The organism is candidate division KSB1 bacterium (assembly GCA_024655945.1).
GTDB lineage: Bacteria > Zhuqueibacterota > Zhuqueibacteria > JANLFK01 > Oleimicrobiaceae > Oleimicrobium.
This window is the reverse complement of the sequence record JANLFK010000002.1, coordinates 39,200-53,621: the sequence shown is the minus strand read 5'-3', so window position 1 is coordinate 53,621 and position 14,422 is coordinate 39,200. Positions and strand designations below refer to the sequence as shown.

Genomic DNA, 14,422 nt, shown 5'->3' with positions numbered 1-14,422 from the left:
GCATTCTGCCGGGAGGAGTGGCATCCATGCGAAAGTCAGAAGTCGATATTGGCGGTTTCCGCTTTCCGATCTATCGCTGCAACACCTTGGTGATTGGCAGTGGCGCTGCCGGGCTAAACGCGGCCGTGACGTTGGTGGACAAGGGACAAGCGGACGTGCTCATCGTCACCGACCGTTGGGGTGGGGGCACCTCCAACAACACCGGTTCGGACAAGCAGACCTACTACAAACTTTCCCTCTCGGGCGAGCTGCCCGATTGCGCCCTTGACATGGCCCGCGACCTCTGCCAAGGCGGGTCCATGCACGGCGACATCGCGCTGTGCGAGGCGCAGAATTCCCTGCAGGCGTTTTTCCACCTGGTGAGCCTGGGCGTGCCGTTTCCCCACGACCGCTATGGTGCATTTGTGGGATACAAGACCGACCATGATCCCCGTCAGCGCGCGACCTCGGCCGGGCCACTCACCTCGCAGCTCATGTTCCAGGCCCTCGCTCGCGACGTGCAGAGAAAGGGGATTCCTGTGCTGAACCACCACCAGGTCATTGCCCTTTTGACCAAAGGGGCAGGCGCCGATAAGCAAGTGATCGGCGCAGTTGCCTTGGACCTGGACAGTCTGGAAACCGCGCGCCTGGGCTTCGTGCTGTTCAACGCGGTGAACGTGGTCTTGGCCACTGGCGGGCCGGCGGGCATCTATCGGGCTTCGGTCTATCCGGAGAGCCAGCTCGGCTCCACGGGCATAGCCTTGGAAATCGGCGCGGTCGCGCAGAACCTCACCGAATGGCAGTACGGCCTGGCCTCCACTGGCTTCCGCTGGAACGTCTCGGGGAGCTATCAACAAGTAATACCCCGGTACATTTCCACCGCCCAGGACGGCAGCGACGAGCAGGAGTTCCTGAACCGCTATTTCCCCAGCATGGGGACTCTCGCTACTGCCATCTTTCTGAAAGGCTATCAATGGCCGTTCGATCCCCGCAAAGTACGCAGTTATGGCTCGTCGTTGATCGACATTCTTGTCTACCAGGAGACGGTGCGCAAGGGCAGAAGAGTCTTCATGGACTTTACCCGTAACCCCAGTGGTGCGGGACTGCTGGAAGACTTTCGCTTCGACAGTCTGGCTGAGGAGGCGCGCGGCTACTTGGAGCGCTCAGGGGCGCTGCTTGACACGCCCATTCAGCGCCTGGCAAAGATGAACCAGCCGGCCATCGATCTGTACAAATCCCACGGCATCGACATCTGCAAGGAGCCTCTGGAGATTGCCGTGTGCGCGCAGCACAACAACGGCGGGTTACAGGGGAACATCTGGTGGGAGTCGAACATCAGGCACCTGTTCCCCGTGGGCGAGGTGAACGGCAGTCACGGGGTCTACCGACCAGGGGGCTCGGCCTTGAATGCCGGGCAGGTCGGCAGTCTGCGCGCAGCGACCTTCATTGCCAAGCGCTATGCGGAGGAGCCGCCTGCGGATGGATTGTTCTCCCAAGAGGCCGGCGAGCAGGTGCTGGCGAAGTTGGAGTGCGCCAGACGCATGCTCATCGAGCGCAGCAGGGACAGTGGCCTGCGGCGTACGGCGCGAAAGGAGCTGCAGGAGAGGATGTCCTCCTACGGGGCGCACATCCGCAGCAGCGGCGGGGTGACAAAGGCGGCTGCCGAGGCCTGGGAACAATTGGAACGGCTGCGCACGAAGCTGGGGGTCGCCAGTCCGCGCGAGCTGCCAGAGGCTTTCCGCGACCTCGACCTATGCCTCACCCACGCGGTGTACCTTGAGGCCATGAAGGAATATCTGGCCAAAGGGGGGCGCAGCCGTGGTTCCTACCTTGTGCTTGACCCCGCTGGCGAGCCTCCCTGTCCTGAGCTTGCTGAAGAGTGGCGGTTCACCCTCAACGAACAGGGGGCGTTCGTCAACGAGCACATCCTGGAGGTGCAATTGGACGAGGCTGGCAAGGCGCATACACGCTGGGTGCCGGTGCGGCCGATTCCCCGCGAAGACACCTGGTTCGAAAACGTCTGGAACGAGTTCCGGCGGGACAACATTATTCGCTGAGTGGCTGAGCGTTAACACGGATTGCAGGAGAGACCCTTATGCACAAGTCCCAGCAAGCATTTCAGCGGCTTAAGCAGCACCGCCTCATCGCCCTTCTGACAGCGCGCTCTGCTGCCGAGTGCGTGACAGCATTTGAGACACTGGACCCACTCGGCATAGTGCTGGAAGTGGCCTTTCGCTCGGCTGCCGCCCTGGATGGGTTGCGCGCCGTGCTGGAGAAGCATCCCGATGCCTTGGTTCTGGCCGGCACGGTGATGACGCCGCGCCAAGCTGAGCAGGCCATTGAGCTGGGTGTGGCCGGCGTCGTCTCGGCTGACTATGTGCCGGCAGTGGTGCAGACCTGTGTGGAGCGTGACGTCATGGTCGTCCCAGGTGGCCTGGGCGACGTGGGAAAACAGCTGGCGCAGAAGGCAGAGCTTTATGGCTGCGAGTTTGACCAGCTCAAGACCATGTATCCCTACCAGTGGGTCTACAAGCTCTTCCCGGCGGTGGCAGGAAACACGCTGTACGTGGAGCTGGCCAAGGCCTGGAAGGGGCCGTTCAGTGGCCTGACCGTGGTCTACACCGGCGGTGTTAGCTTCCAGAACTTGCCCAAAATCGCGGCCCTGGACCCCGAGGGCATCTTTTGCGGGTCAGCTCTGACCAAGGACATTGCCACCCCTTTGCTCATGCAGGAAGAGGCCAAGCGCTGGCAGGCCATAGTGCGAGAGACCTGCAAAGTTTGACCTCGCCGCCCTCGCTTTTGCAGGGAGGCTCAAGGCGCGCCGGCAATGGAGCCGGTTCCACACACCTCGCGGAAGACGCGCAGGAAATTGCCCCCGAGGATTTTCTCGACATCGGCCATCGTGTAGCCACGGCGCAGCAGTGTCCACGTCAAATCCGGAAGGCGGGAGCAGTCCTCCAGGCCCTGCGGTGTCCGGCCAATCCCGTCAAAGTCTGAGCCGATGGCCACGTGATCGACTCCTGCCAGCCTGGCGATGTAATCGATGTGGTGCGCCACAGTATTCACATCGGCGGGTTGACCAGTTTTCACCAAGAAGGTTGGGTAAAAAACGACGCCGATGACGCCCCCTGAGGCGGCGATGGCCAGAATCTGCTCGTCGCGCAGGTTGCGCAGGTGGTCACGGAGTGCCCGTGCCCCTGAGTGGCTGGCGATGATCGGATTCCGGCTCACCGCCAAGATATCCCGCACGGTCTGCTCGCCCGCGTGCGAGACGTCAATAACCATCCCCAGCGAATCCATCAGGGAGATGACCTGTTTGCCGAAAGGGGAAAGGCCCACGGAGGTCGAGCGTGGGTCAGAAGCCGAAATGGCCCATTCCGTGCTGTTGTTCCAGGTTATGGTCAGGCACCGGACGCCGGACTCGTAGAGCGCACGCAGCTTGGCGAGCGAATTCTCTATGGCGTGCCCGCCTTCCACGGCCAATATTCCCGCTATCCGACCGCTTGCCAAAACCTCGTTTATCTCCGTCCAGTTGGTGACCTGTGCGATGTGGGCGGAGTTGTCGGCAACCTCCTGGCGCCAGAGTGTCACATATTCCACAGCCCTCGCAAATGGATTGCTCGGGTATCGTTCCGGATCGATCCAGATGGCGAAGACCTGCACGTCCACACCCCCTTGCAACAGGCGCGGGATGTCCGTGTGGTTGTAGCTGTGCAGCTCGCCCAGGTAGTAAGGCCCTTCCTCGGCGATCTTGTAAAGGACGTCATTGTGCAGGTCCGCTACGACGGCGTGGGCGTGCACCGTCTCGAGATAGGTGACGAGTGGAGTCGCGGTGGTCTCTTCCAGAATGAGGGTATCCGGCACATAGGCGAACTTGCTGAAGGTCAACACTGTCTCGTCCTTGCTGACCTTGGGTAACTTCGCTGGAGGGTTCCCATTGGCGGGAAGACAGGCCATCAATCCTCTGCCGTGCCCTGAGTGGAGTTGCACGACCTTCTGGGTCATCACTCGGCCTTCGACCTGGACCCGAACCAAGTAGACGCCCGCGCTGCCGTGTGCTTCCCAGGCGATGGCGCTGCCCCCGGCGGGCAGAGTGAGCACACGCTCTTCCACCAGGCGGCCCAACATGTCATAGATGCCGACGTGCACCGGGCCAGGATTGGTAAGAGAAAGGGTCAGTCGCGTGCTGCCGCTGAAGGGGTTGGGGTAGAAAGGCGAGACGGAAAAGCCAGTCGGTGGCGCGATGTGCTCCTCAACCTGGCTGGGGCCCAGTGCGTAGCGCCACCTGCCCTCGGCGTCGGTCTGGGTTGAGTCGCGCCGCCCACTAGGCTGCTGTTGAATGGTCACTTGCACACTGTCGATCGGCGCGCCCGAGGTACGATCGAGGACCACCCCTTCTAAGGCCTGGGCTACCACCGCCGCGGGCCCGGCGAGCAGCCAGAGAACAACCGTTCTGCTGACCTTGGAGCGTTTCCTGGCCATGGCGACCTCCGTTTCTCTGCTCGAAGCTTACAAAACGACGACAAGAAACGCAAGCGCTTTCTGATCCCCAGGAGCGGTTGCGCCATCACTTTCTCCGGCTGACCTTTTGTACCGGGCACCGGCTCGGTTCCGTCATGGCCCGCGAGTTGTGCTGGCCGCACAAGTCTCCTTGACTTTTTCGGCAAAATTCAGTATAATTGCGACCAGGTTGCTGCACAAACGGGGAGCGGCCGACGCAGGAGGGAGGCGCATGAGAACAGGAAGAGTCGCCGTAATGCTGCTGTGTCTATCGGTGCTTTTTGGCTGCAGCCGCCGTGAGCAGGCTTCGGGACGGGTGACGATTGCCGTGATTCCCAAGGGGACGACTCACGTCTTCTGGCAGTCAGTACACGCCGGCGCAGTGAAGGCGGCCGCCGAGCTCGGCGTGGACGTCGATTGGGTGGGGCCTGAGAAGGAGGACGAGCGCCAGCAGCAGATTGCCCTGGTTGATAACCAGGTGATGAAACGCGTCAGTGGCATCGTTCTCGCCCCCTTGGACGCGCTGGCGCTGCGCAGACCGGTTGAGAATGCGGCCCGCCGGGGCATCCCGGTGGTCATCATCGATTCGGACCTCAAGGGCCCAGCCGACTGCTACGTCAGCTTTGTGGCCACCGACAATCGGGAAGGAGGTCGGATAGCTGGACGGGCGCTCGTCGAGGCGCTGGAGGGCAGGGGAAGGGTCATCCTCTTGCGCTGCATGGAAGGCTCAGCCAGCACGGAAAACAGGGAAGAAGGGTTTCTGGAGATTGTCCAACAGTGCCCGGGCATCACCGTGGTGAGCGATGAACAGCATGCCGGCGCCACCACTGCCCAGGCACTGCAAGTGAGCGAGAACCTGCTCATGCGCTTCAAAGACCCGGCAGGGGAGTTGACCGTCGACGGCATTTTCTGTCCCAACGAGTCGTCAACCTTTGGCATGCTCCAGGCCCTGCGCCGCCAGCGCTTGAGCAGAAAGGTCCGCTTCATCGGCTTCGACTCCAGCCCGCCGCTGGTAGAGGCCTTGCGGCACGGAGAAATCGACGGGCTTGTGGTGCAGAACCCATTCCTTATGGGCTACCTCGGGGTCACGTTCCTGTACCAGCATCTGAAAGGCCAGGCAGTGCAGAAGGTGGTCGACACGGGCGTGATGTTGGTGACGAAAGCCAACATCGATGAGCCGCACGTGCAGCAGCTGATCAATCCAGACCTGGAGCGATGGCTGCGCAAGTGACAGGCACGCCTCGCCTGGTGATGCACGGCATTGCCAAGCGCTTCGGTGCCACCGTTGCCCTGGCGGGCGTCGATTTTGACCTGCAGGCCGGGGAGACCCATGCCCTGGTCGGCGAGAACGGCGCCGGCAAGAGCACGCTGATGAAGATCCTGGCAGGGGCCCTCTCGCCCGACGCGGGGTGCATGCAGTTGGATGGGTCACCTTATTGCCCTCGCAACCCGCATGAGGCGCGACGGGCTGGCGTAGCCATGATCTACCAAGAGTTGGCCTTGGCGCCGCACCTGACCGTCGAAGAGAACATCGTTTTGGGGGCCGAGCCCACAAGCTGGGGCCTGCTACGCCGCAATGAAATGCGCAGGATCGCCGTGCAAGCGCTTAGCCATTTTGGCGGGCAGAGCATCCCCGCGGATGTCCCCGTGAGTCGTTTGACGGTCAACGCTAAGCAACTGGTGGAGATTGCCCGCGCCTTGGCCGTTGGCTGCACGGTGTTGATCCTTGACGAACCCACGAGCAGCCTCTCCCGCGACGAGACCGACCGCCTCTTCGCCATCCTGCGAACTCTGAAGGAGCGAGGCCTGTCCATTGTCTACATCTCCCATTTCCTGGAGGAGGTGCAGCAGATAGCCGACCGGCTCACCGTACTCAGAGACGGGATGGTTGTGGGCACCCACCCGCTTTCGGAGGTGACCACCGAGCAGATGGTGCGGATGATGGTGGGACGCGAGGTGGATGAGCTCTACCCCCACTCTCCTCGTACAAAAGGTGCGCTCGTGCTTGAGGTCCGCGCCTTGAGCGGCCGCCAGAAGCCAGTTCAGGCATCGCTCGAGCTTCACCGGGGAGAAGTGGTGGGGATCGCCGGCCTGATCGGCGCTGGCAGGACTGAGCTGCTCCGGGTCATCTTCGGGCTGGATCCCGTGCGCTCAGGGCAAGTTCGCGTGGGGGTGCATTGTGGACCTGCTTCGCCGGTGCGGCGCTGGGCAGAAGGGGTCGGTTTCTTGAGCGAGGACCGCAAGGAAGAGGGCCTGGTTCCCCATTTCGGCGTTGCCGAGAATCTCCTGCTGAGCAAGTTGGGGCAATTGCGGGCACTGAGCGTAACGCCGCTGCGCAAGCGCCGGCTGGAGGCCGAGGCGATCATTCGCCCATTGGGCATCCGCTGCAGCAGCCCAGACCAGAAGGTTGTGCACCTTTCCGGCGGCAACCAGCAGAAGGTGGCTCTGGGGCGACTGCTGGCCCACGACGTGGATGTCCTGCTCTTGGACGAGCCGACCAAGGGAGTCGATGTTGCCGCCAAGGCGACAATCTATCAAATCATCGATGGCCTGGCCACTGGGCGTCTGAGTCCAGACGGGCGGCCAAAAGCGATTCTGTTGGTGAGCAGCTATCTGCCGGAGCTCATGGGAATTTGCGATCGTATCGCCGTCATGCATCGCGGGCGACTCGGCCCCGCGCTGCCGGTCGAGGTGCTCGACGAGCACAGGCTCATGCACGCGGCAACAGTGAACGAGGCAGGGACATGAGGAGCGGGACAACAGAGGCCACGCAATCGCGCCCGGGTGTTCTCTCTCGGCCCGGTCTTTTGCTCAGCAACCTGGGCCCATTTCTCGGGCTGCTCTTCGTGTTCGGCCTGTTTGCCGCGCTCAATCCCAAGATCGCCACCCTGGCGGCCTTGGAGACTATTGTCCAACAGACCGTCATCGTCGGCGTGGCAGCCATCGGCATGACCATGGTGATTGTGTCAGGTGGCATTGACCTTTCGGCCGGCTCGATTATCTCGCTCGGCTCGGTGGTGGTTGCGCTGCTCATGGTCTCGGCAGGCGTGAGCCCGTTCTTCGCCGCGCTTGGCGGTGTGCTGGCGGGCATGCTCTGCGGTGCGGTCAACGGATTGGTGATCACACGTCTGCGCGTCGTGCCGTTCATCGTCACCTTGGGGACGCTGCTCATCGTCAGGGGGCTTGCCAAGGGGCTCGCACACAGCATGCCCATCAACGTGGAGCAGACCTGGCTAAATGAATTGCTCGCTGCCTTGCCGCCCGAGCGGAAGTGGATGTTGGTGCCGCCCGGGGCGTGGCTCATGGTGGCATTGGCAGTGCTTGTCGCATGCTTCCTCCGCTATACACCATTGGGGCGTCGCATCTTTGCCGTGGGTTCAAACGAGCAAGCCGCGCGCCTCTGTGGCGTGGCAGTGGAGAGGGTCAAGACGTTCGTGTACGTGGCAACCGGGGCGTTCTCAGGGCTGGCCGGAGTGATGCTCATGTCCTACCAGGAGCAAGGCGATCCAACTGCTGCCGTCGGCCTGGAGCTTGATGTGATCGCGGCAGTGGTCATCGGCGGGGGCAGCCTTTCGGGTGGCGAGGGGTCGATTCTCGGCACCTTGGTGGGCGCAGTGACCATGACGGTCATACGCACCGGGTGCCATCTCAACGGATGGCCTACGTGGTTGACGCAGGTGGTGACCGGTATAGTGATCGTCGCAGCCGTAGCAGTGGACCGACTGCGGCATAGGCGGTAGGTAGTCTCTTGCCACGGCCAGTGAAGGGCGGGCAGGGATGCTGGCGGCTGAACGACGCGCACTTTTGAACGCGTGCAGTGCGACGTTGACTGATGCATAGCAAGAGGAGGGTTCGTCCATGGCCTACACGTACTCGGAGCTGAAACACAAGACGGTGGCTGAGCTGAGAGAGATCGCAAAGACGCTCGAGCACGAGGCGGTACAGGGCTATACGCAGATGAACAAGGAGCATCTGCTGGTGGCCTTGTGCAAGGCGCTCAACATCGACATGCACGAGCACCGGGTGGCGGCGATACCGGAGAAGACGACCATCAAGATGAAGATTCGCGCGCTCAAGCGGCAACGGGATGAGGCAATCAAAGCCCACAAGCACAAAGAGCTGCAGCAGATCCGGCGGCAGATAAAGAGGCTGAAGAATCGCCTGCGGCGCGCGGCGGCAATGGGCTGAACCTCCGGTGAGCCACGATGGGTTTCCACACCGGCTGTCCACGTAGGCCGGTGAGTCGCCGCCGCTGGTGGTCTTGCCATTGTCGCCAAGGGAGAACTTGACGAACGCCTCGGCTTCAACCCGAGGGAGCCCCTTCTACCGAACAAGCAGTGCGCCTTGGGGCCCGGGGGTAGTGGCGAGACGAGCTTTAACTTCGCCCAGGCTCTGTGGTCGGTCGCTGCCTCTGCGCCATCCCGCTGAGCACTGGAGCCTTGAAATTGTGTGAGATTCGCCTGCCTGACACGAAGAAGCCGCATCGGGAGGATCAGGGGAAGTGGTAGGCGGAAGGGGAAGGGGCGGCGGGGCAAAGGTATCTATGCGATGCCCCTGCTGATGCATCCTGTCCGCAGGGAAGAGCCCCGACATGATTACCCCACGGGTGACCTCGGCGCGCCCCCCTTCCTCACCGCCTTGGGCGCCGCTTTTTCCCAGGGAACCCAAGCGCTGGGGCACAAACGAGGCCGGCGCCATCTTCGCAATGCCGTCCCATCGGTAGTCCATCCTCTTGTACAAGGTCGTGCCCGAGCGTCCAGGTGCCAACGTGCTCGATGGGTTGCTGAGCAACCTTGGCTGGTCGGTCAGGGTGCCGAGAGGCGATGCTCCGCGGCTTGTCGAGTACTCTTCGGAATGCGGCATCGCCGTGACCAAGATGGTCGTCAGCTTGGAAAAGGTGCTGGGCAGCATAAGGCAAGCTCGATTGCCTCCGGAGCGGCAGGCTGCACAGCGACGTTACGCCGGTGATCGGTCATCTCATTCCTCCTTTCTTGACGCAGCGTACCTTTGCCTTTCTTCCGCACCAACAGACGGCTCAAACGCCAACGGTTGCTGCACAGCGGCTGGCAAGATACTTGGCATATTTGGTAGGAGACGAGGCACATTCCTCTTCTCCCTGCAGCTTACTCACCCCATGCGTAAGGCGGTCGGCAGGCGATGGGAGCACGAGCAGGCCCACGCGTGCTCGCTGTCCTTCTGCGAGTGATCTGGCCCGCACCGGGGCGCCCACACGCCCGAAGTCCTTTCTGCAAAGTGCCCGAGTCTTGCGCCGCTCCTCAATTTTGCCCTTGACAACACGGCGTTTTTTGAGCATACTACATGAGGCGCCAGAGGTTTTGGGCCTAATCGCCGCGCCGAAGTCAGCGTGGACATCGAGCGGCCCTTTCAGCGCAAAGAGGAGGCCGAGGTCGAGTCTGTGCGAGCCGTGGTCGGCGCGCGGCAGAACCAAGGGGTTGATTTTGCCCCTCAGGTGGGGCAGGAGGTGTGCTATGCCGGGTGCACGATTGACTGCTGCACTGTCGGTGTTGGTGGCGAGCCTGGCTACCGCCGGGACATGCCTCAAACAGGTGGGGTCATCTTCTCAGACAACGCAGCCTGCCGTGCAGTTGGACGCCAACGACGTATGCACGTGGGTCATCAACAACGGGACGTTGGGGCGGCACCCCCTCACCGGGAACGCCGGCTACGAGTATCCGGCCGGAAGCGGGAAGACAGTGGTGTACGCCTCGGGCCTGTTGATTTCCGGTGTAGTCAACGGAGAGGTACGCACCGCATGCTCCCACTACAATGTTGAGTTTCAGCCAGGACGAATCTTGCCCGGAGGCGCTCCTGATAACCCCGAACTGCCTGTCTATCGCATCTACAAGATAAGGCCTGGCGATTCCGCAGACCCTGCCAGTCCCCGCTACAACCCAGACTACGCCGAATGGCCGGCTGCCCATGGCGCTCCCACCAACCCGGATGGTTCCCCTCTGATTCTGGGGGATGCGACGCTCTGGTACGTCATGAACGACGCCAATCAGCACCTCCACGACGTCACGTATCACACGAAGCCGTTGAATGTGGAAGTGCAGGTGTTGGCCTGGGCTTTCTCGTGCCCCGCGCAGGCGCTTCATTCCACGATCTTCGTTGAGTACACAATCATCAACAAAGGCTCCCAGCCCATAGACGACACGTACGTGGGCATCTTCGCCGACCCAGACGTGGGCAACGCCAGTGACGACGGATCAGCATGCGATACCGCGCTCGACCTGACCTATGCCTACAACAGGGCGTTGTCCGATCCCGTGTACGGCCTGGGGGTGCCGGCGTGGGGAGTGATGCTGCTGCAGGGGCCTATAGTGCCAGCTGCAGGGGAGACGGCCCACCAGTTCCGGCGCGGTCTGATCCGCGACGCAAAGAACCTACGGCCGTGCGCCAACATGGCGTACTACTGTGGACACCCCGTCTTTTACCAACCGCCTTACAGTCGGCAGGGCAGCTACCACCTTCACTACAACATGCAGGGCCTGGACCTTGCAGGCGCACCGCTCGTGGATCCCACCACGGGTCAAGTGACAACGTTCATGAACTCGGGGGATCCGATCGCGCGCACTGGCTGGCTTGATGACCTCTTTACGCCGCCGTGCGATGTTTATTTCATGCAGGCCACAGGGCCGTTCTCCTTGGCACCTCTGGACACGCAGCGAGTGGTCTATGCCTATTCTGTCGACGCTGGTCCTGACCCCCTGAGTAGCATCTTGGCGTTGAAAAGCGAGGCGTGCTTTGCGCGCGCCGCGTTCCTCTCAGGTTTCTCGGTGGAACCGAGCGCACTCTTTGTTGAGCTTGGGGGTGGTAACCGTCCCGTGATAGGCCTGCGGGTCAAGGTGCTCAGCCAGACCGGCGTGAGCGCGGTCAAGGCCGACTTTTTTGACTACCGTGGTTTGCTGCTGCACCGGCTTCCGCTGTACGACGACGGCATGCATGAGGATGGCGCACCTGACGACAGCGTGTATGCGAATGCCTGGAGCGCTCCGCCTAAAGATGTCGGCATGCACGTTGACCTACTCGTGTTGGATGGGCAAGGTCGCGAGCATGTGTTCGCTCATTTTCTCGGTGGCATCAGTCTCACCGAGAGATGGCGGGTGTTGCCTCCACGCACAGTGGCCGACCATGTTAACAGCGACGGCATTCCCAATCCCGGCGAAGTGGTGAAGTTTCAGGTGCCCGTGGTCAACCTCTTCGGCGAAAAGGTGCGTGCCCTCAACGTGCTCGCGGCGAGCTGGGACCCTGCAGTTGATTTCCATCTCCAGGGGTTGCGTTTTGAGGATGTTGCTCCCCGGGACACTGTCGGCGCAGGTACGGAATATTTCCTGATGAGCGTGAAACCCGGGATCACAGAACCCAAGTGTGTGGACTTTTGGCTGCGACTCTTTGACAGCGCGTATCGCGTGGTTTTAGATGGCTTCTCCCTGACAATCGAGCCGTACGCCTATGTGCCCAATGAGCTGACCGTCCATGAGGTCCCGCGCGTCAGCGACGCTTTCTTTAGGGTGCGCGTGGTCGACCCGGCTCGTCTCACTGGCCATGCCTACGTCATCACGGTCTGTGACTCCATAAACGAGAAGAAAGAGCGGGGCTTCAACCTCTGGGACCAGACTGCCGGGCTTCCTCTGCTGACCATGCACCCGCTGCCTGATGAATACGCTTGCAACATCCCGGTGACGGACGGTTTCAAGGTAGTGGAAGCCTACCTCCCCAAACGTGAATTGCGCGAGGTCACTTACCGCGATGTGCCTGGCGGGGCGCCCGCAGGGTTAGCCAGTGTCAGTCGGGGCTGGGGCTTCTTCGGGGGTGGCGTGCGCCTTGGTGGCGCGCCCACTGGTGCGTTCTATGAAGTGGAATTGGAGTTCGTCAACGACATTGACACCTCTGGTGTGATTGGGGCTCCCCATGGGCAGCTTGCCTGGCGCTACGTGCCTGGCAGCGGCACCCTTGGCAGCGGACCGTATCGCTGTCCCTTCCTGGTTTGGAAGGTTGTTGCCGGGCAAAGAAGAGGGCTGCTCAACGCCTGTTTCCAGGAGTTGGCGGTGGGGCCGACCAGTGATCTTGTCTGGGCACCCGATGCCTCCTCTACCGGCGGATTGGAGCTGCTCTACATCATGGCCACCGACTATGATTCGTCGGGGGCACTCTACCTCGGGAAACCGCTCCCGCGGAGCGAAGTTCTCTACGAAGCGTGCCTGCGCCTCGCCTCCCCGGATGCCCGCGTCGATGCAGGTAACGTCATCGTTTTCGATTGGGAGTACCCGGCGCGGCCGGATGCCCAGTTCCCCTTTGTGCCGACCAGAGTGGAGGAGTATCAGCCGGCTGTGGCGAGCATCTTTAGGCTCTACCAGAACTACCCCAACCCCTTCAATTCTGGCACCACCATCCGCTTCGCCCTGCAGAGGTCGGGCCCAATCACCTTGCGGGTCTGGAACGCAGCCGGGAGGCAGGTGGCAGAGCTGTGCGCCGATTGGCGGTCGGCAGGCGAACACAAGGTGACCTGGGATGGGCGTGATAGTCGTGGGAATCTGGTGAGTTCGGGCGTGTACTTTGCCCGGCTCACTGCGGGACAAGATGTCGCAACAATCAAGATGCTCCTCCTCCGCTGAGATTCGCGGGCAGTTGCCACGCAAGTGGCCCAAGGAGGCAGCCGAGGCTCAACGTTTTGCCCCTGTTGTGGTGGGAACCGTAGGCACAACAGGGCTCAGCCGTTGGCCGCGTCTCTGGCTGCTGGGGGCCACGGTCTTTCTGTGGTCGGCCGGAATGTCGTCGGCCGGGGCGAAGGTAGAACTGAGCGTCCTGAGCGGAGCAGTGGTCAATGCGCGGTCACCCCTTCTCCTTCGGCAGGAGGGATGGCCCGATGTGCGCATCAGTGCCCGCTTTCGGCCGCGACCGCTCTCTTTTCCGCTCTACTATGCGCTGCGCGTGGGGCGCGGTGGAGGCCGGAGCCTGGAGGCAGAACTCGTCCACGACAAACTCTACCTCGAAAACCCGCCGGCGGAGGTGCAGTCCTTTGCCATCACGCACGGCTTCAACCTTCTCTTCGTGAACGTTGCTTGGCAGAAGGGGAACTGGGCGGTTCGCGCAGGGGGAGGACCCGTCCTCGCTCATCCCGAGACGGTGGTTCGGGGGCAACGGCATCCCGAAACCGGCGGTTTCTTAGGCGGCGGTTACTACATTTCCGGGCCGGCGATTCAGGTGGCCTTGGGACGACGCCACCACCTTTGGCGGCAACTCTCCCTGCTCAGCGAGGCCAAGTTCACGCTGGCGAGGGCTCGCTTCCCCATTGCCCGCGGGCACGCCACCGTGACCAACGCAGCTGTGCACTTGCTCCTGGGCCTGAGCCTCGGCATTCCCGGGGCCGGAGCAGGGGGACAGAGCCCGTGACCAGGCGCATCCTGCCTGGGGGACAAGCGATTCTCATCCCGCGCGTCGACCGTGGAAGTAGGAACGTGGGGGGGACAGCAGCGGTGGTCCACGGAATTGATGTGTGGAGCGTGTCGTGAGCAGAGAGCAATGGGGGGTTGCAGTTTCCGGCAGATGACCACGCAAGCCGCCCGCGCCCGAAGAGAGCCGCAAAGACCAGGCCTGGCCTTCTCGAGGCTTCCTTCCCACTGTGTTTGACCTGCCCACCGTCCTACCCGAGTACTGTAAGCTATCGTTGTCCGGCGCGCGTCTGACACGCCTGGAAGACGCGCCCTCGCCAAATGATGCTTCTGGACCGCCGGGCAGGATGGACAAATACCTTGCTTTTGGCACAATCAGTGTGTAAATTAGATAATGCAGGAGCAAAGCATTCCCCCTGGGGGGAGGGGATGATCCTTTGATCGGTCCTGACCGTCCCGCAAGACGTTGTGCCCTTGATTTGCCCCGTTTCTTGGCAAGCGGAAGGTTACTGCCGGTCTCAAATGCGAGG

9 protein-coding genes are annotated in these 14,422 nt (G+C 62.0%); 8 read left to right on the top strand and 1 reads right to left on the bottom strand.

Features of this window, described 5'->3' with window-relative positions; all coding sequences use genetic code 11:
- The first annotated feature begins 26 nt into the window (after positions 1–26).
- Both NUW13_03315 and NUW13_03310 read left to right on the top strand, forming a co-directional pair.
- Positions 27–2,036, top strand: a complete 2,010-nt coding sequence (locus NUW13_03315; protein ID MCR4438053.1) for an FAD-binding protein — start codon at positions 27–29, stop codon at positions 2,034–2,036.
- Between the two features lie 38 nt (positions 2,037–2,074).
- Positions 2,075–2,761, top strand: coding sequence for a bifunctional 4-hydroxy-2-oxoglutarate aldolase/2-dehydro-3-deoxy-phosphogluconate aldolase (locus tag NUW13_03310; protein MCR4438052.1), 687 nt, complete (start codon positions 2,075–2,077; stop codon positions 2,759–2,761).
- A 29-nt stretch (positions 2,762–2,790) separates the two neighbouring features.
- Here the strand turns inward: NUW13_03310 and NUW13_03305 are convergent, their stop codons facing one another.
- Positions 2,791–4,461, bottom strand: a complete 1,671-nt coding sequence (locus NUW13_03305; protein MCR4438051.1) for a membrane dipeptidase — start codon at positions 4,459–4,461, stop codon at positions 2,791–2,793.
- Positions 4,462–4,711: 250 nt separating this feature from the next.
- On the opposite strand from NUW13_03305, the gene NUW13_03300 reads away from it, so the two are divergent.
- The 6 genes from NUW13_03300 to NUW13_03275 all read left to right on the top strand — a co-directional run bounded on the left by NUW13_03300 (position 4,712) and on the right by NUW13_03275 (position 13,893).
- Positions 4,712–5,710 (top strand): substrate-binding domain-containing protein, encoded by a 999-nt coding sequence (locus tag NUW13_03300; protein ID MCR4438050.1) that lies wholly within the window; start codon positions 4,712–4,714, stop codon positions 5,708–5,710.
- On the top strand, positions 5,695–7,227 hold the full coding sequence (locus tag NUW13_03295) for a sugar ABC transporter ATP-binding protein (protein ID MCR4438049.1): 1,533 nt from the start codon (positions 5,695–5,697) through the stop codon (positions 7,225–7,227). The genes NUW13_03300 and NUW13_03295 overlap by 16 nt, the downstream gene beginning before the upstream one ends.
- Complete coding sequence (locus tag NUW13_03290) at positions 7,224–8,219, top strand: ABC transporter permease (protein MCR4438048.1); 996 nt, start codon at positions 7,224–7,226, stop codon at positions 8,217–8,219. Before NUW13_03295 ends, NUW13_03290 begins: the two co-directional genes overlap by 4 nt.
- Before the next feature lie 118 nt (positions 8,220–8,337).
- Positions 8,338–8,667 carry a Rho termination factor N-terminal domain-containing protein gene (locus tag NUW13_03285; GenBank protein ID MCR4438047.1) on the top strand — a complete coding sequence of 110 codons (330 nt, stop codon included), beginning with the start codon at positions 8,338–8,340 and terminating at the stop codon, positions 8,665–8,667.
- Between the two features lie 1,301 nt (positions 8,668–9,968).
- Positions 9,969–13,115 carry a T9SS type A sorting domain-containing protein gene (locus NUW13_03280; GenBank protein MCR4438046.1) on the top strand — a complete coding sequence of 1,049 codons (3,147 nt, stop codon included), beginning with the start codon at positions 9,969–9,971 and terminating at the stop codon, positions 13,113–13,115.
- Positions 13,116–13,128: 13 nt separating this feature from the next.
- Complete coding sequence (locus NUW13_03275; protein ID MCR4438045.1) at positions 13,129–13,893, top strand: hypothetical protein; 765 nt, start codon at positions 13,129–13,131, stop codon at positions 13,891–13,893.
- The last annotated feature ends 529 nt before the right edge of the window (positions 13,894–14,422 follow it).